At 70.9% G+C, this 16,639-nt stretch carries 15 protein-coding genes and 1 pseudogene; 10 read left to right on the top strand and 6 right to left on the bottom strand.

From position 1 onward, the window contains the following. Position 1: 1 nt before the first annotated feature. Positions 2-109: pseudogene (locus OHN19_RS03440) on the bottom strand (transcriptional regulator); the annotation flags it as partial. Between the two features lie 60 nt (positions 110-169). Between OHN19_RS03440 and OHN19_RS03435 the strand changes: the two are divergent. From OHN19_RS03435 to OHN19_RS03415, 5 genes are all read left to right on the top strand, one after another. Continuing rightward, on the top strand, positions 170-1,018 hold the full coding sequence (locus OHN19_RS03435; protein WP_330262668.1) for a hypothetical protein: 849 nt from the start codon (positions 170-172) through the stop codon (positions 1,016-1,018). Between the two features lie 198 nt (positions 1,019-1,216). Continuing rightward, positions 1,217-1,432, top strand: coding sequence for a hypothetical protein (locus OHN19_RS03430; RefSeq protein WP_330262667.1), 216 nt, complete (start codon positions 1,217-1,219; stop codon positions 1,430-1,432). 271 nt (positions 1,433-1,703) lie between these two features. Next, positions 1,704-2,108, top strand: a complete 405-nt coding sequence (locus tag OHN19_RS03425) for a hypothetical protein (protein ID WP_330262666.1) — start codon at positions 1,704-1,706, stop codon at positions 2,106-2,108. 117 nt (positions 2,109-2,225) lie between these two features. Beyond that, positions 2,226-2,540, top strand: a complete 315-nt coding sequence (locus OHN19_RS03420) for an STAS domain-containing protein (RefSeq protein WP_330269523.1) — start codon at positions 2,226-2,228, stop codon at positions 2,538-2,540. Continuing rightward, entirely contained in the window at positions 2,537-3,472 is a 936-nt protein-coding gene (locus tag OHN19_RS03415; protein ID WP_330262665.1) for a sensor histidine kinase, read from the top strand. Before OHN19_RS03420 ends, OHN19_RS03415 begins: the two co-directional genes overlap by 4 nt. Positions 3,473-3,520: 48 nt before the next feature. Here OHN19_RS03415 and OHN19_RS03410 read toward each other — a convergent pair whose 3' ends face one another. Beyond that, the gene (locus tag OHN19_RS03410) at positions 3,521-4,417 is read right to left on the bottom strand and encodes an NAD(P)-dependent oxidoreductase (protein ID WP_330262664.1); all 897 of its coding nucleotides are present in this window, start codon (positions 4,415-4,417) and stop codon (positions 3,521-3,523) included. 105 nt (positions 4,418-4,522) lie between these two features. Here OHN19_RS03410 and OHN19_RS03405 point away from each other — a divergent pair, with 105 nt between their 5' ends. The 3 genes from OHN19_RS03405 (at position 4,523) to OHN19_RS03395 (ending at position 7,271) form a co-directional block, all read left to right on the top strand. Continuing rightward, on the top strand, positions 4,523-5,128 hold the full coding sequence (locus OHN19_RS03405; protein WP_330262663.1) for a TetR/AcrR family transcriptional regulator: 606 nt from the start codon (positions 4,523-4,525) through the stop codon (positions 5,126-5,128). A gap of 160 nt (positions 5,129-5,288) precedes the next feature. Beyond that, a complete protein-coding gene (locus OHN19_RS03400) occupies positions 5,289-6,122 on the top strand; it encodes a PIG-L family deacetylase (protein WP_330262662.1) in 834 nt (277 codons plus the stop codon). A gap of 183 nt (positions 6,123-6,305) precedes the next feature. Beyond that, the gene (locus OHN19_RS03395; RefSeq protein ID WP_330269522.1) at positions 6,306-7,271 is read left to right on the top strand and encodes a hypothetical protein; all 966 of its coding nucleotides are present in this window, start codon (positions 6,306-6,308) and stop codon (positions 7,269-7,271) included. A gap of 65 nt (positions 7,272-7,336) precedes the next feature. Here OHN19_RS03395 and OHN19_RS03390 read toward each other — a convergent pair whose 3' ends face one another. Next, positions 7,337-9,568 carry an alpha-L-fucosidase gene (locus OHN19_RS03390; protein ID WP_330262661.1) on the bottom strand — a complete coding sequence of 744 codons (2,232 nt, stop codon included), beginning with the start codon at positions 9,566-9,568 and terminating at the stop codon, positions 7,337-7,339. Between the two features lie 262 nt (positions 9,569-9,830). On the opposite strand from OHN19_RS03390, the gene OHN19_RS03385 reads away from it, so the two are divergent. Further along, positions 9,831-10,523 (top strand): FadR/GntR family transcriptional regulator, encoded by a 693-nt coding sequence (locus OHN19_RS03385; RefSeq protein WP_330262660.1) that lies wholly within the window; start codon positions 9,831-9,833, stop codon positions 10,521-10,523. Positions 10,524-10,549: 26 nt separating this feature from the next. Here the strand turns inward: OHN19_RS03385 and OHN19_RS03380 are convergent, their stop codons facing one another. The 3 genes from OHN19_RS03380 to OHN19_RS03370 all read right to left on the bottom strand — a co-directional run bounded on the left by OHN19_RS03380 (position 10,550) and on the right by OHN19_RS03370 (position 14,938). Then, positions 10,550-11,665: a lectin gene (locus OHN19_RS03380; protein ID WP_330262659.1), complete on the bottom strand. Its 1,116-nt coding sequence runs from the start codon at positions 11,663-11,665 to the stop codon at positions 10,550-10,552. 74 nt (positions 11,666-11,739) lie between these two features. After that, a complete protein-coding gene (locus OHN19_RS03375) occupies positions 11,740-13,926 on the bottom strand; it encodes an RICIN domain-containing protein (RefSeq protein WP_330262658.1) in 2,187 nt (728 codons plus the stop codon). Between the two features lie 46 nt (positions 13,927-13,972). Further along, positions 13,973-14,938 (bottom strand): DMT family transporter, encoded by a 966-nt coding sequence (locus tag OHN19_RS03370; protein ID WP_330262657.1) that lies wholly within the window; start codon positions 14,936-14,938, stop codon positions 13,973-13,975. Between the two features lie 21 nt (positions 14,939-14,959). Here OHN19_RS03370 and OHN19_RS03365 point away from each other — a divergent pair, with 21 nt between their 5' ends. Continuing rightward, positions 14,960-16,519, top strand: coding sequence for a PLP-dependent aminotransferase family protein (locus OHN19_RS03365; protein ID WP_330262656.1), 1,560 nt, complete (start codon positions 14,960-14,962; stop codon positions 16,517-16,519). Positions 16,520-16,639 lie beyond the last annotated feature (120 nt).

Raw genomic sequence — 16,639 nt, 5'->3', positions numbered from 1 at the left:
GTCAGCCGCTCACTGCCCGCAGGGCCCCCGGCCTGCGGCCGTTGAGACGGTCCAGCGCGGTGGCCGTGGCCCGGTCGGCCGACAGGTGCACCACCAGGCGACGGCCCTCCTGTGCAGGCTCGTGCCGATCCATATGCATGCATAAGGCCTTTATGGCTAGCATTGCCCCATGCCGGTCAAACGGCTCGTAGTCTTCCGCTTTCACCGCGACCCCCTGGTCTGCCGGGGCCGCATCGCTCTGCTGCGACGACTCAACCCCGGGGTGCCCGTACACGGACTCTTCGGCGGTCCGGGTGGCCCTCGCGGCGCCGCCTTCCGCCTGGCCGGCCGGCGGGTGCTGGGACTGGACGCCCTGTACGTCTCCCGTCACAGTGGACCTTGGAACTGGAAGAACGGCGACTTGCTGTTGCTGGACTGGTATCGCGAGGCAGGTCACCGGCTGTCCTTCGACGTCCTGCATTTTCTCGAGTGGGATCTGCTGCTGGCGGAGCCTTTGGAGCGGCTGTACGCCGCGGTGCCGCCCCAGGCTGTCGGCCTGACCGCGCCGACGCCGCTGAGCGTCATCGGCGACGACTGGCGTTGGACCGCCGGCGAGGACGAGGCGCGGGAGTGGGGCGATCTCCTGGCCTTCGCCCGGGCCCGCTACGGCTACGGTTGCGATGACGGCGACGACCCGATCTCGTACGGCTGCCTGGGCGAGGGCCCCTGTTTCCCGCGGGCGTTCCTCCACGACTACGCGGCCGCCGACCCGCCCGCCCTCGGCAACGACGAGCTTCGCTATCCGTTGTTCGCCCGGCTCCTGGGCTACCCGGTGGTCGACACCGGATTCCGCCGTGCTTGGCACGGCCCTGAGGACGACCCGTACTTCAACGCCCTGGGAGACCAGAACATCCCGTGGGAGACGATCGCCGCCGAGCTGGCGAAACCGGATGGCCGCCGCGCCTTCCACCCCGTGCGCGCTGCCCTGCGCTCTGGGCCGGAGGCGGGCATACGCCCGCGCCGAGCTTGCCCCGGATAAGGGCAACGGAGCTCGTGGCTGGTCGGCCGGGCGGGCCCGCTACGTGCCTGGCCGCAGTTGTTCGCCTGATGCTGGTCAAGGCCGGAAATCCGGACGGGCAGAAGCGTTTTGGCGCCAACGATCAGTAATCAACCCACCGCGCGGAGTGGTTCCGGCTACAGGTGTGCGTGGAGGTTGTCTGACGGGGAGGGCTGGTCGGTGGTTCTGTCGATCAATGTTGCGGTGTTGCTCGCGGTGATCATCCTTGTGCGGCTGCGGCGGCGCACAGAGGCTCGAAGCCGGAACGACGAGAAGCTGACCGTCCTGATCGTGTTGGTCTTCGGCGTACTGATAGCCCCGACCGCGTTCGGCCAGACCATCGTCGACGTCGTCGGCCAACTCGCACAGGGCGTCACCCAGTCGGGCAGCCCCTGAGCCGGGACGAGGTGGCATGACCTGCTGACCCATACGCCGACGCCGGCAGTTTGCTGATCGCCGGCTACCGACCCCGGAGCCGGTGGGCGCCGGGTCGGTGCGGTTGCCGGTCAGCAGGGCGAGGCCCAGGGTGGCGGCGAGCACCTGGCAGGCGGCCGCTCCCAGCACGGGCGCTCCGTGGGTGGGGGACCAGGGTGTGCCCACAACGCGTTCCCGGATCGGCGGCCGAAAATCGTGCGGGAGTGGTCGGCGCGGGAAGGAGGATGGGGCCATGGACATCGAGGACGTCATGAACTTCCTGGTCGAGCACCGCGCCCCGAACGTCGTGCCCGGTTACGTCTCCGAGCAGCTCCTGTCCATGGGATGGATCATCGACGTCGAATCCGGCACACGCATCATCGAGGTCGGTCGGCGGTGGCTGAGGTCGGACGACGCCTTCCGCGCGGCCGTCGCGATGGGGCTGGAGAACGAAACCTATCTGGCTGACTCATGGGACGAGCTCATCGAGTTGGCCGAGCCGATGAAGCAGCGGTTCCCCTCGATGGCCGACGACGTGAGCGCCTGGCTCGAGCGGGCCAAACTGTCGTACGAGAGGCGGGAAACGGGGTTCTGGACCTCGGCGACGCTGCGGAGCCCGGGCGGGAACGACGACGGTCACTCACTGCCGTCCGGATAGACTGCCCTGTCGGGGGAGCCCTTTGCTCTGCCCGTGTCGGGACGGTCGGCAGGCGGCTTGATGTGAAGGAGTCCGAGCGTGGATGCCCCACATGCGGTGGCCGGATCCGCCCCGGCGATGCCCGGGAGGGTTTCGTTGGAGGTGAGCCCGTTGCCCGGTCGTACGGGGATACGAGCCCGCGGTGAGATCAGCGTCCTCACCTGCCCGTCCTGGGAACGGGCCTTGTCCGAGCTGGCCCGGCGGCACGCGGGTGTGTCGTACGTGGAGCTGTCGGACGTGGCGTTCATCGACGTGGCCGGGGTGACCGCTCTGGCGGTCACCGCCATGAACCTGCCCCACGGGAGGGTCGTGGTGGAGCATCCACCGCCGCAGCTGCCACGGGTTCTGGAGATGTTCTGGCCGGGCCTGGACCGGATCGAGGTGGCTCTGTGACGAGCACGGTGACCACCCGCGAGGCGTTCGCGCACCCCGCCCTCTTCTACCGCACCGAGCAGCAGTACACGCGGCAGACGGTGGCCTTCCTGCGCCAGGGCCTGGCCGACGGCGAGCCCTTGGCCGTGGCGGTGCCCGGCCCCAACCTGGAGCTGATCAAGGCAGGTCTGGGCGCGGACGCCGAGGGCATCCTGTTCCTGGACATGACCGAGGCCGGCCGCAACCCGGGGCGGATCATCCCCAAGGTGCTGCGGGGATTCGCCGACGCCCACCCGACGTCGCGTGTGCGGATCATCGGCGAGCCGATCTGGGCCGGACGCAGCGCGGTGGAGTACCCGGCGTGCGCGCAGCACGAGGCGCTGATCAACGCCGCGTTCGAGGGCCGGGCGGTGACGATCCTGTGCCCCTACGACGAGGTCGGGCTGGATCCGCAGGTGATCGCCGACGCGCGGGTCACCCACCCGACCCTCATCAGCGGGGAGGGCCGTGAGTCGGTCAGCGGCGTCTTCGACTGGCAGGCGGTCGTCGATCGGTACAACCAGGTGCTCGCGCCCGCACCGGACGCGGTGGCCTTCTCCTACGGCGGTGAGGATCTTCCGGCGGCCCGCCGGTTCGCCCTCGCTCAGGCGACGCGGCTGGGCATGGCCGGGGAGCGGCTGATGGACGTGGAGCTGGCGGTCGCGGAGCTGACGACCAACAGCGTCGTCCACGGCGGAGGCCACGGGACACTCGCGGTCTGGGCCGAACAGGGGCAGTTGGTGTGTCAGGTCCGCGATGCGGGCCGACTGGCCGACCCGCTGGCCGGCCGCCGCCCGCCGGAGCGCGGCCAGTTGGGCGGCCGGGGCCTGATGATGGTCCACTACGTGGCCGACCTGGTGCGCGTGCACACCGGCGACGACGGCACGACCGTGCGCTTCTACCTCGGCTTGTGACACCGCGCGGGGGCACGGCGGGGAGGCGACGCCCGCTCGCCCCGCCACTCACTCCCGACGCTCACGCCCGTCGAGCGCCGTGCGCCTCTCCAACGCGTGCAGTACGGCCACCATGTCCTCGTCGCCGTACCCCTGCTCCACCGTCTCGCCGAACAGGGCGTGGCACACGTCGAGCAGCGGGGAGGCGACGCCGGTCCTGCGGGCGGCCTCGGCGATCAGGCGGTTGTTCTTCAGGACGTCCGCCGCCCCGGCCTGGACGGCGAAGTCGCGGTCCAGCAGTTTCGGCGTCTTCATCCGGGAGACGGAGCTGGCCATCGGTCCCGCGTCCAGGACGTCCCTGAGCAGCCGTGCGTCGAGTCCCTGCCGTTCGGCGAAGTGGAACGCCTCGGTGAGGCCGGTGACGAGGGTGATCAGGAACAGGTTCACCGAGAACTTGGTCAACAGGGCGGCCGGGACGGGACCGCAGTCGAACGCCTCCTTGCACAGGGGCGCCAGCAGCGGACGTACGGCCGCCACCGCGTCCCCGTCACCCGCCAGCATGGCGACCAGCTCGCCCCGCTCGGCCGGAACCCGGGAACCGGACACCGGTGCCTCGACATACCGCCCGCCCGCGGCCCGGAGGTCGTCCTGGAGGCCGCCCGAGTACTCCGCCGAGGTCGTCCCCATGTGGACGACGGTGCGGTCGGCCACCCGGCCCGGGAAGTCCGGGGTGCCGCGTCCCAGGACGGTGTCGACGGCGGTCTCGTCGGCCAGCATGAGGAACACCGTGCCGGCCCGCTCGAAGACCTCGCCGGGGCTCGCCGCCACCTCGGCCCCGGCGGCGCGCAGCGGTGCGCACCTGGCCGGTGAGCGGTTCCAGACCACCAACGGGGTCCCCGCCCGCGCGAGGTTGAGGGCCATGGGCTGCCCCATGACCCCCAGCCCGACGAAACCCACGTACGCCATGACGTTCCACCGCCTCCGTCGACTATGACAGCGGTCATAGTAGCCGTGTCTATGACGGCGGTCATAGAGTGAGGGGCCGGGAGATCGAGATGCGGGAGGCGGGACATGGCGGTGTCCGAACGCGGGCCACGCGAGCGGATGGTCTTCAGCGCGGCCCAGCTGATCCGGCGCGGCGGGGTCTCGGCCGCCGGGATGCGTGACGTCGCCGCCCACGCCGGGGCGCCGCGCGGCTCGCTTCAGCACTACTTCCCCGGCGGCAAGGAACAGCTGGTCAACGAGGCCGTGGGCTGGGCCGGCCGGTACGCCTCACGACGCGTCGCGCGTTTCCTGGCCGCCTTGCCGACACCCACGCCGAGTGGGCTCTTCGCCGAGATGGTGCGTCAGTGGACCGACGAGTACGAGACGTCCGGCTTCGCCGGCGGCTGTCCGGTCGCCGCCGCCACGGCGGACTGTGCGGAGAGCACCGACTCCACCCGACAGGCCGCGTCCGCCGCCTTCGCCCAGTGGCACGGCTCGGTGGCGGCGGCCCTGGTCGACATGGGCGTACCCCCGGAACGGGCGCCCTCGCTCGCCACGCTCATGCTCGGCTCCCTGGAGGGGGCGATCCTCCTCGCCCGTGCCGAACGGGACGTGCGCCCCCTGACGACCGTGTCCCGAGAACTCGCCCCGCTGCTCGACGCGGCCGCGACCCGGGGCGCCCCGGACGCCTGAACGACGGCATGCCGGACATGACCGGGTTGGCACCGAGACCTGACGGGACAGAACCGGTTCGTCGGGTCCCGCGGGGTCACGCCGGGAACAGTGGGCTCGGTCGGCGCGGTTGCACCGGTCGACGGACTCACGACATGTTCCTGCAGGAGGACTGTTTCTCATGACTGACCGGCCCTTGACGCTCATGGCGGTACACGCCCACCCCGACGACGAGGCCACCGGAACCGGAGGAGTCCTCGCGCGGTACGCGGCGGAAGGCGTCCGCACGGTTCTCGTGACCTGTACCGACGGCGGCTGCGGTGACGGGCCAGGGGGCGTGAAGCCGGGCGATCCCGGGCACGATCCGGCGGCGGTCGCCGCGATGCGCCGCCACGAACTCACGGAGAGCTGCGGGGTCCTGAAGATCAGCGATCTGGAGATGCTGGACTACGCCGACTCCGGCATGGTCGGCTGGCCCACCAACGACGCCCCCGGATCCTTCTGGCAGACACCCGTGGAGGAAGGCGCGGCCCGACTCGCCGAACTCATGCGGCACTACCGTCCCGATGTGGTCGTCACCTACGACGAGAACGGCTTCTACGGTCACCCCGACCACATCCAGGCCCACCGGATCACGATGGCGGCGCTGGAGATGATCGATCTGACACCCAAGGTGTACTGGACGACGATGCCCCGCTCGATGATGGGACGCTTCGGCGAGATCATGCGCGAGTTCGGTGAGGACGTGCCGGAGCCGGATCCCGCCGAGGCCGCGGCGCCGGTCGAGATCGGCCTGCCCGACGACGAGATCACCACGTGGGTGGACACGACCGCGTTCAGCGGCCAGAAGTTCGACGCCCTGGCCGCGCACGCCAGTCAGGGCGAGAACATCTTCTTCCTCAAGATGGGCAAGGAGAGGTTCGGCGAATTGATGGGCGTGGAGACCTTCGTACGCGTCCAGGACCCCACCGGAGCACCCGTCCCCGAGAACGACCTCTTCGCCGGACTGCGCTGACCCGCCCGCGAACGGCCCGCCCGACCCGGTACCCGGGGGCGGCGGGCCGCCTCTCCGATCCGTAGGCCACGAGGGCGATGTCCCGGCCGTGACTGCGGCGGTCACCGGCCCGCGTACCGCAGGCTGCGGGTGCCGCCACACCGGTGGCTCGTGTCGCAGTCCAAGGAGAGGTACATGCCCTTCATGCCCCGACTCCCGCAGCTGGCCGCTGTCGCCGCCACCGCCGTCGCCGTCGGCGTGCTCGCCACGGCTCCCGCGTCCGGTGACGAGCCGATCGTGTCGCAGCCGCGGGTGGTCGCCCACTTCGACTTCGCCGCGGGGGAGACGCCCGAGAACATCGCGGTCGAACCGGACGGCTCCGCCGACCTGACCTTCGCCTTCGCCCGCCAGGTCGCCAACGTCACCCGGCACGGGAACATCCGCAGCCGCGTCACCCTGCCCGCCGTCGCGAACCCGAACACCCCCATCGTCCACAACGCCATCGTGCTCGGCATCGCCCGCGCCCACGACGGCACCCTCTACGTCAACTACGCCACCGGCACCGCCGCGACCGGCGTCTGGCGCATCGCACCCGGCGGCGTGCCCCGTCAGATCGCGAAGCTGCCGGCCGACGGGCTGCCCAACGGCCTCGCCCTCGACGAGCACCGGGGCGTGCTCTACGCGGCCGACTCGGTACGGGGAACCGTCTGGCGCGTGCCGGTGACCGGAGGCCGACCCACCGCGTGGGCCACGGCGACCGCCCTCGCCCCGGTCCCGTCCGGAACCGGCTTCGGCGCCAACGGCATCAAGGTCCACGGCGGGGCCGTCTGGGTGTCCAACACCGACCGCGGCACACTGCTGCGCATCCCCGTACGCCGGGACGGCTCCGCGGGTCCGGTCGGGACCCGGGCGACAGGGCTCGGCGGCATCGACGACTTCGCCTTCACCTCACACCACGACGACACCGTCCTCGCCACGCTCAACAGCGCCAGCCAGGTCGTCGTGGTCTGCCCGGACGGCACCCACTCCGTCGTGCTCACCCAGCAGGACGGTCTGTCGAACCCGACCTCCGTGGCCGTACGCGAGCGCACGGTCTACGTCCCGAGCGCCTCGTACTTCGCCACCGAGCCCGACCCGACCCTGCTGCTGGCCCGTCTGAACCGTGGGTGAGGTCCGGCCAGGAGCCAGGACACCTGCTCAGAGACCTGAGCAGGTGTCCGATGCCGGGCCCTCGGCTACAGCGCGGTGAACGTCCACAGCAGGTTGGTGCTGGAGCCGTACGTCCACTGCTTGGTGACCGAGCCGGACGGCACGTTGCCGCCGCCGTCCAGGACGAGTCCGGTGGTGCGGTTGGCGATCGAGTAGCGGCCGTCCCCGCGATGGGTGATCAGCCACTGCTGGTTGGTGCCGCCGTTCCAGGCGGCCTGGCGGGCGGGGGAGCCGTCGGCGGTGCCGCCCCAGCCGTCGGCGACCATGCCGTTGGTGCGGTTGACCAGCTTGTAGTAGCCGCCACCGACCTCGACCGCCTGCCACTGGAGGTTGGGGCTGCCGTCCCAGGCCCACTGCTTGAGGTTGGACCCGGAGGCCACGTTGCCGCCGCTGTCCAGGGCCAGCCCGTCGGTGACGTTCACGATCTCGAAGTACGTGGACGGGTTGAACTGCACCTTCAGAGAGGTCACCGCGTCGTTGTTGCCGGTCTTCCGCAGATCGGCGTTGTCCGCGGTGAATGTCCACGCCGTGCCGGTGAAGTTGTCACCGGAGTAGCCGATGAGCTGGTAACCCGGGGCGAGCCGCAGCGAGGACAGGGTACGGGGGGTGAGGCCGGCCAGGGTCAGTTCGTCCGCGGTGTGGTCGCCGATCTCCAGGACGGTGCCGGTACCCGCGTAGTCGACGTCCTGGAAGGCCACGGCACCTGCCGCCGGGCGCAGGCTCGGGATCGCACCGGTGAAGGTCAGCTTCAGCACGTACGCGTCGGCGCTGAACGGCGCCGACGACGGCAGGGTGACCGTGAGTCCGCTCGCGCCCTGGGCAGGGGTCGCCAGGTTCGTGTAGGTGCCGGCGGTCGGGTTGAGCAGCTGCACCGACTTCAGCGAAGAGACGTCGATCCTGGCGGAGTTGAGCGTCTTGATCGTCAGCGAGGTGCCGGGCCAGCCGAGGACGGTGGCGTACAGCACGGTGTTCGCCTTGTTCCGGGTGAAGCGGATGTCCTGCGCGGTACCGGCCGTGGGGGTGGTGAAGGCGCCGCCGCCCATCTTCGTGGGGCCCTCGCCGTACGCCGTCCACGCGCGGGTGCCGTAGACCGACTCGCCGAAGCGCTTCAGGTAGTCGCCGATGGCCAGCAGGACGTCCCGCTGGCCCTGCGGGATGGTGCCGTCGGCCATGGGCGCGATGTTCAGCAGCATGTTGCCGTTCTTGCTGACCCGGTCGATCAGCGCGTGCAGCATCTGCTGGACGCTGTAGTAGCCGATGCCCTGCGTGTAGCACCAGCTGGAGCTGGAGATGCTGTCGTCCGTGAGCCAGTAGGGGGTGGTGAGGTCGCCCGGCCCGCCGCGCTCGTAGTCGAAGACCTCGCCGTGGCCGTCGAGCCCGTCCTTGTAGGTGGCGACGACCTCCCTGCCCCAGGAGTTGGCCTGGTTGTAGTAGTACGAAAGGAAGTTGAGCCGCTGCTGCTCGTCGACCGCGTCGAGCTTGAAGTCCTGCCAGAGGATGTCGGGTCGGGCCCGGTCGATGACCTCCTTGAGCTTGTCGTACCAGAGCTGGTTCTCGGCCGCCGGACCCAGCTGGCCGTACAGCTTCTTCAGGCTGGGGTCGGTCTGCGCGGGCACGAACTCGTAGTAGCCGTTGAAGTGGTAGGCGTGGTGCATGGCCACGAGCAGCTTGAGGTTCTTGGCGCGGATGGCGTCGGTGAACAGGCGCAGCAGGTTCAGGCCGGGGCCCTTGCCCACGGAGTTCCACTCGTTGACCTGGCTGTCCCACATGGAGAAGCCGTCGTGGTGCTCGGCGACCGGGCCGGCGAACCTCGCTCCGGCGTCCACGAACAGCTGCGCCCACTCGTCGGGGTCGAAGGCACCGCCCGCCGACTTGAGCTTCGGCGCGAACTGCACGTGGTTGCCGGCGAGGTCGTCGGCGCCGTCGATGAAGTTGTGGAACGGCCAGACCGAGGGGTCGCCGTAGGTCGCGATGTGGTGCTTGTTGGCGTTGCTCCCGCCGCTGTACATGTTGCGCGGGTACCACTCGCTGTCGTACGCGGGGACGCTGAAGGCGCCCCAGTGGAAGTAGATGCCGAACTTGGCGTCGCGGAACCACTCGGGGGCCGCCGGGTGCTGGTTCACGGAGTTCCACGTGGGGGTGTAGGTGGTGGGCGCGGCCAGGGCACGGCCGGCGGCGAACGCGTCGGTGGTGACCGCGGCCGCCACGACGGCGGTGGCGCCGGCGACGAACTGACGTCTGCTGAGCGAACTCGACATGGGAGATCCCTGGTGCGGAGGGGGGACGGGGACCCGGAAACCGGATGGCACGGATGCCACGGATGAAGGTCCGCCCTGTGTCCCGTCCGTGTCAACCACCGTACAGGGATGAATACCGGGGTTTGACTGAGTGAAGTGGGGAATTCGACCGTAATAACCCTTTCTTGAGACGCTAGACATCACATGTATTTCGCTTTGGCGTAGACCTGACGTGCCGGGCTCTATCATCAACATCGCTGAAGAGCGGTGGAAGGAGTTCGCGGTGTCCCTGACGGACAAGGCCATCGAGCAGATCCGTGAGCTGATCCGCTCCGGAGCGCTGCCCCCTGGCTCGAAACTGCCGCCGGAACCGGACCTCGCGGCTCAGCTGGGCCTGTCCCGCAATCTCGCCCGCGAGGCGGTCAAGGCGCTGGCCGTCGCCCGGGTCCTGGAAGTGCGGCGCGGCGACGGCACCTATGTCACCAGCCTCCAGCCGAGCCTGCTCCTGGAGGGGCTCGGCGGTGCGGTGGAACTCCTCCAGGGGGACTCGGGTGCGCTGCGGGACCTCATGGAGGTGCGCCGGCTCCTCGAACCGATGGCCACGGCGCTCGCCGCGACCCGCATCACGGACGAGCAACTGGCCGAGGTGAAGCGGCACTTGGACGCCATGCGTGAGGCGCGCGAGGATGTCGAACTGCTCAACGCCCACGATGCCGCGTTCCACCGCGCGGTCGTTACGGCCACCGGCAACGAATCCCTGCTCACGCTCCTGGAGGGCATCTCCGGCCGCACCCTGCGCGCCCGCATCTGGCGCGGGCTGGTCGACGCCCAGGCCGCGGGCCGCACGCTCGCCGAGCACGAGGCGATCTTCGCGGCCCTGTCCCGCCGCGACGCCACGCTCGGCCAGGCCACCGCGCTGGTGCACGTGAGCAACACCGAGCAGTGGCTGAGGGCACACCTGGACGCCGCCGAGTGACGGCGGCGCCGGTGCGAGCGTCCCTTTCAGCAGTACAGGTTGCCTCCGGGAGCGACCCCGAGGATCGACGTGAAGCGGTTGTAGGCGTCGACCCGGCTCTGCACCTGGGCCGGGTTGCGGCCGTCGCACTCCAGTGAGCCGTTGATGGAACGGATCGTCTGACCGAACCCGGCCTGGTTGACCATGGCGTTGTGCGGGGTCATGGTGCCGGGTCCGGACTGGGTGTTCCAGTACCAGAGGCCGGTCTTCCACGCCACGGCCGAGTCGTTCTGCACCAGCCAGGGGTTGTTGAGCAGATCGATCCCCAACGCGTCGCCCGCGGCCTTGTAGTTGAAGTTCCACGACAGCTGGATCGGACCGCGCCCGTAGTAGGCGGCCTGACCCGCCGGGCAGCCGTACGGCTGGTTCCAGTCGCAGTAGTGCGGGTAGTTGGCGGTGTTCTGCTCGACGATGTGCACCAGCCCGCCCGTCTCGTGGTTCACGTTGGCGAGGAAGGCGGCCGCCTCCTGCTTCCTCACCGTGTCGCTGCCGGTGTTCGCGAAGCCGGGGTAGGCGTTCAACGCCGCCACCAGGCCGCTGTAGGTGTAGAAGGAGTTCCGGCTCGGGAACATCTGGTTGAACTGCGCCTCGCTGACGACGAATCCGGAGGGCTGGCTCCCGCCGCCGCCCGCGGGCGCGTTCCACTTCTGGTTGGCGGTGCCGGCACAGGTCCAGATCTGCAACCGGGTGCCGTTGGCGCTGTTGTTGTCCCGCACGTCCAGGCACTTGTTCGCCGCCGGGTTGACGATGTCCCGCGCGCCGGAGACCACCCACTGCTGGTTGGCGCCGCCCGAGCAGTCCCACAGCTGTACGGCCGCCCCGTCGGCGGTGCTGCGGTCGGCGACGTCGAGACACTTGCCGAGCGCCCGCAGGGTCCCGTCACCGGGGTTGGACCAGATCTGGGCGCCGGTTCCGTTGCAGTCGTAGAGCTGTACGGCCGTGCCGTTGGCGGTGGACGCGCCCGCCACGTCGACGCACTTGCCGGCGAGGCCGGTGATGGTGCCGGAGGCGGCGTGGGCGGGGGTCACCGTGCACAGCGCGGTGAGCACGGCGCCGAGGGCGGCGAAGGCCGCGAGCCGGCCTCTGCGGAGGGATGAGGACATGGGTGGGCACGCTCCTTGAGGGGGGTGGGGGAGCCGGCCCTCCCGGTCAGGAGGGGCGGCCGGAAGGCGCAGCTCTACGGGTAGCTGGTCAGATTCGCCACGTTCGTCGAGGAGTTGGAGGGACCGCCGGTGCCGTTCACGACGTGCCGGATGGTGCCTGTGCCGCCGAGGGACACCGTCACCATGCTCTGGAAGCGCACGCCCGTCCTGTTCGGTGCCTCGATGGCCCGCTCCGCGGCCACCCCCGGGTTCACGTTGAAGTAGCAGTAGCTGCCGAGGCCGTAGGCCTGGTGGCTGGTGACGGAGTCGGCGACCTTGTAGGCGGCGTAGCCCTGCGTCGAACCGTTCATCCAGGCCGCCTGGTTGGGCGGGTCGTACGGCATCTCGTTCTGGTAGAAGTACGTACGGCCGCCGTTGCCGTTCCAGACGGTCTGGTACTTCTGGTAGTGCTCGACGAACAGCCCGTACGCGGTGACGTTGTCGCCGTTGACGATCAGGCCGGTGTCCGCGGTGTTGGTGGTCCAGCCGACGCCGCTGCCGTGGTCGGCGCGCCAGATCCACATGTGGTCGCCGATCACGTCGTCGCTGTTGATCACGAGGCTGGTGGTCGCCCTGCCGACGCCCGCGCCGCCGACGCGGAAGTACACGTCGTGCAGGGAGGTCGGGTTCGCGGCGTGGGAGGCGGCGGAGCCGGCCGGCCCGACCTCCATCAGGGTGGGCGAGTTGGTGGTGCCCGCGTCGAAGAGGACGCCCGCGACCTTGACGCCGTCGACGTCGGCCACCTTCATCGCGGTGACGCCGTTGTCCGGGACGAAGGTGGCGAGGCCCAGACCGAGGACGACGGTGTTGGCGCGGTTCACCTGGAGCGTCTGGTTCAGGTGGTACACGCCCGGGGTGACCAGGAGGTTCTTGCCCGCCGCCAGCGCCGCGTTGATGTCCGCGGCACTCGCGCCCGGCTTCACGACGTAGAAGGTGTCGAGGGACAGCGAGGACCCGGCCGGGGAGCCGCCGGACCAGCTGGTGCCGGCGGAGCTGGACCGCACCGACGGCACGAACACCTTGTAGGAGCCGTCACCGTCGACGTACAGGAAGGGCTTCTCCCGGCTGACCGGGGACTGGGCGACCGTGGTGTACGGCGGGTTGGGGAAGCTGGTGCCGGGGACGCCCTGGCTGCCGACGAAGACCATGTTCCAGTTGGCTCCGGTCCAGCTGCCGAGCTGCGAGTTGCGGGTCAACCACTGTTGCTGGCTGCCGGAGTTGACCTGTCCGTCGATCTTCGTGTCGGCGAGCAGGCCGCCGCTGGACCAGCCGTTGTCGTCCAGGGCGAGGTTGCCGCGCAGGTGCATCCGGCGGTAGGCCGCCGCCTGCGAGACCGCCCAACGGTCGCCGCCGCCCGTCGGGTTGACGGAGAGGTTCTCGGCGCCGCGCCAGAAGTTCTGGGTCGCGTTGCCCTGGAACCAGTCCGCCTCCGCGTGCACCGCGCCGTTGACCGTCACCGCGTCCGGCGTGAGACCGAGCCCCGCGACCTGGGTGTAGAAGCCGACGTTGGCGTTCGCGGTGTAGGAGCCCGGCTTGAACAGGACGGCGTAGCGCTGGGTGCCGAACTGGTTGGTCTCCTGCTGCTGGAAGATCGAGTCGAGCCGGGACTGGATCGTCGAGGACGGCGTCGACGGGTCGAAGACGACGACGTTCGGGCCGAGGTCCGGGTTGCCGGCCGACGGCGTCACCGGGACCACCTGGAAGCGCTGGGCCGCGCTGCCGTTGCACGTGTACTGCACGAACTGCACGCTGTCGGCGGTCGAGGCGCCCGGATCGTCCAGGCACTTGCCGCTGTTGCGGTTGACGAACCGGTAGGCGCCGCCGCCCTCGTCGACGGGCAGCCACTGCTGGTTGGCGCCGCCGCCGTAGGTCCACAGATGCACCGGCGCGCTGTCGGCGGTGGAGACGTCGGCCACGTCCACGACCTGCGCGGTGTTGTTGCGGTTCTCGATGCGGACGTAGCCGTCGCCGGTGGCGGTGAAACTCCACTGCTGGGCCGTGGTGCCGTTGCACGCGTACTGCTGGACGACGGTGCCGTTGGCGGTGCCGGCCGACCGGGCGTCGAGACAGCGCCCACTTGCCGCGTTCATGACAGTAGAGAAGCCGGTGGGAAGCGCGGTGGCCGCGCTCGCGGGTGCGGGAGCGAACGTCAGAAGGGACGCGGCGGCCGCCGTGACGAGCGCGGCGGCGCCGGATCTGGGGAGGCGTGGGCGGGTCGGCATGCGCAGAGCCCTTCGTGGGGGGTGAGGAGGCTGGCTGACCCGGAACCTAAAGGTATGGACCACTTGCGTCAAGAGGTGAAGTAAGGTTTGAGGGAAGGGGGTTGGCCGGGGGAGGTGCCGGGGAGACCTCCACGGCGGGCACGGGCCGCGGCCGCAGGCCCATCACCAGACCCACGATCACCACCGCGATGCCCAGCCACACCGACGGCCCCGGCACGCCCGTGCCGGAGACCGCACCGGCGACCGCCGCCGCCAGGGGAGCGATACCGGTGAGCAGCCCGGCCCGCCCGGCCCCCACCGCACGGACCGTCGAGTACCACAGCACGAACGCGACCGCCGTCACCATCAGCGTCAGATACCCGGCGGCCACCCACTGACCGGCCGTCACCTCCCGTACCGCCGTGGGGCCTTCGAGGGGGACGCCGAGAACCGTCAGCAGCACACCGCCGATCCAGGTCGCGTGGATCGACACCCCCCAGGGCGTGTGCCGCGCCAGCACCGGCACCGCGAGCAGCGTGAACGCGGCCTCGCACCCCAGGGCCAGCCCGGCCCAGGCCACCCCGGCCGCGTCCGTACGGCCCGTCCCCTCCACCAGCACCGCGCCCGCCATCACGACGGGCGCCGCGATCAGCACCTGCCGACTCGGCCTGCGTCCCTCCAGCAGCGGTCCCACCACCCCGAGCACCAGCGGAACGCACGCCACCGCCACGGCGATCACCGCGGGCTCCGCGTGCGCTACGCCCCGGACCACGGCCACGTTGAACAGCACCAGACCGGTGACGGCGAGCCCGGTCAGCCACAGCCACTCCCGTCCGCGCGGCCACACCGGACGGACACCGGCGACCCGGGCGAGGAGGACGAGGATCACGGTCGCGGCCAGATAGCGGACGGCCTGGGTGGTGAACAGCGGGGCGTCCACCAGAGTGTGCGAGACGGTGACGCTGCTGCCCACCACAGTCATCCCGATCATGCCGGGGACCAACTGGGCCAACGAGGCGGAAGGTGTGTTCATGACGCCCACCCTGCCCGCACAATGGACGCCATGGGCAGGTCCACGAAGTCATCGTCCGAGGGGTCCAAAACCGCGTCCGCCACGCCGGGTGCCGATACGGCCCTGGGCTCGGACTTCCTCCAGCTGGACATCGGACAGGCACCGCCCGGCGGCCGTACCGCCTGGCTCGCCGACCGGTTGCGGTCGGCCATCGCCGACGGCCGGCTGCCCGTCGGGACCCGGCTGCCCGCCAGCCGGGTCCTCGCCGGTGAACTGCGCGTCACCCGGGGCGTGGTCACCGAGGCCTACCGGCGACTCGCCGAGTCCGGCCAGATCGCCGGTCGCGGCCGGCTCGGCACCGTGGTCGTGGCCGCGCCCGCCGCACCCGTCGCGCCCGCCGGCCCGCGCGAGAGCGCGCACGAGGCGTCGGTGCCGGGACCGGGGTCCGCGCTCTTCGCCTCAGCCGTCCGCGACGGCGTCGTGGACGCCCTGCGCGCGCTGCCGTGCCGTATCGACCTCTCCCCGGGCCTCCCCGACCTCGCCGCCTTCCCCCGCACCGCCTGGCTGCGCGCCGAACGCGCCGTCCTCGCGGGCGTCACCCCGGCGGACTTCGGCTACGGCGACCCGCGCGGCGCCCCCGCCCTGCGCCGGGCCGTCGTCGGCTGGCTGGCCCGCAACCGGGGCATCCGCGCCGACCCGGACGAGGTCGTGGTGGTGGCCGGTGTGGCACAGGCCTTCTCCCTGCTCGGGAAGCTCCTGCGGGCCGAGGGCGTCCACCGTGTCGCCGTCGAGGACCCCGGATCGCTCGGCGCGCGCCAGCAGTTGGAGTACGGCGGCCACACCGTCGTGCCCGTGCCCGTGGACGCGGGCGGCCTCGACGTCGGCGCGCTGCGCGCCTGCGGTGCCCGGGCGGTGCTGACGACCCCGGCGCACCAGTTCCCCACCGGCGTCGTCCTCGACGGGGAACGCCGCCGCGAACTGCTGAGCTGGGCCGCCGCCGGCGGGGTGGTCATCGAGGACGACTACGACGCCGAGCACCGCTACGACCGGCCGCCGGTCCCGGCCCTGCGCTCGCTGCTGCCCGACGGGGTCTGCTACGCGGGCAGCGTCTCCAAACTCCTCGCCCCCGCGCTCCGCGTGGGCTGGCTGCTCGTCCCGCCGGACCGGCTGGACGCCGTCGTCACGGCCAAGCGCTACGCCGACCTCGGCAACGGCATCCTCACCCAGCTGGTCCTCGCCCGGCTCATGGACTCCGGCGAGCTGGAACGCCATCTGCGCCATGTCCGGCAGCGCCACCGCAGACGCCGGGACGCGATGCTGCGGGCCGTCGAGACGCGGCTGCCCGGCGCCCGCGTGCACGGGGCGGCCGCCGGCCTGCACCTCATGGTCACCTTCGACGACCTGGGGGCCGGCCTGCGCGACACCGACCTCGCCGCGGCCGCGCTGGAGCGGGGCGTCAAGGTGCACCCCCTGTCCTGGCACCGCCTCACGCCCGGCCCGCCCGGCCTGGTCCTCGGCTACGCGGCGGGCGCCGCCCACGAGGTCGACGAGGGCATCGCGCTGGTGGGAGAGGCACTGGGCTCTCTGACCGGCGGCGGGTGACGCACTGGGCCCACTGACCGGTGGCTGAGGGGGGAGAGACGGCTTGTGGTGGGCGTTGACCCGAACGCCCGTTCCGTCCTACCGTCACGGCAGACGTGCCGGAACGTTCCGGCAGAGTAG

Source organism: Streptomyces griseorubiginosus, from assembly GCF_036345115.1.
Classification (GTDB): Bacteria; Actinomycetota; Actinomycetes; order Streptomycetales; family Streptomycetaceae; genus Streptomyces; species Streptomyces griseorubiginosus_C.
Note: the sequence above shows the minus strand (reverse complement) of the source record. Positions and strands in the feature narration are given on the sequence as shown.

Coding starts and splice junctions, on each gene's coding strand:
- OHN19_RS03435 (WP_330262668.1), top strand. CDS start 170: ATGCCGGTCAAACGGCTCGTAGTCTTCCGCTTTCACCGCGACCCCCTG.
- OHN19_RS03425 (WP_330262666.1), top strand. CDS start 1,704: ATGGACATCGAGGACGTCATGAACTTCCTGGTCGAGCACCGCGCCCCG.
- OHN19_RS03420 (WP_330269523.1), top strand. CDS start 2,226: ATGCCCGGGAGGGTTTCGTTGGAGGTGAGCCCGTTGCCCGGTCGTACG.
- OHN19_RS03410 (WP_330262664.1), bottom strand. CDS start 4,417: ATGGCGTACGTGGGTTTCGTCGGGCTGGGGGTCATGGGGCAGCCCATG.
- OHN19_RS03405 (WP_330262663.1), top strand. CDS start 4,523: ATGGCGGTGTCCGAACGCGGGCCACGCGAGCGGATGGTCTTCAGCGCG.
- OHN19_RS03400 (WP_330262662.1), top strand. CDS start 5,289: ATGACTGACCGGCCCTTGACGCTCATGGCGGTACACGCCCACCCCGAC.
- OHN19_RS03395 (WP_330269522.1), top strand. CDS start 6,306: ATGCCCCGACTCCCGCAGCTGGCCGCTGTCGCCGCCACCGCCGTCGCC.
- OHN19_RS03390 (WP_330262661.1), bottom strand. CDS start 9,568: ATGTCGAGTTCGCTCAGCAGACGTCAGTTCGTCGCCGGCGCCACCGCC.
- OHN19_RS03380 (WP_330262659.1), bottom strand. CDS start 11,665: ATGTCCTCATCCCTCCGCAGAGGCCGGCTCGCGGCCTTCGCCGCCCTC.
- OHN19_RS03375 (WP_330262658.1), bottom strand. CDS start 13,926: ATGCCGACCCGCCCACGCCTCCCCAGATCCGGCGCCGCCGCGCTCGTC.
- OHN19_RS03370 (WP_330262657.1), bottom strand. CDS start 14,938: ATGAACACACCTTCCGCCTCGTTGGCCCAGTTGGTCCCCGGCATGATC.
- OHN19_RS03365 (WP_330262656.1), top strand. CDS start 14,960: ATGGACGCCATGGGCAGGTCCACGAAGTCATCGTCCGAGGGGTCCAAA.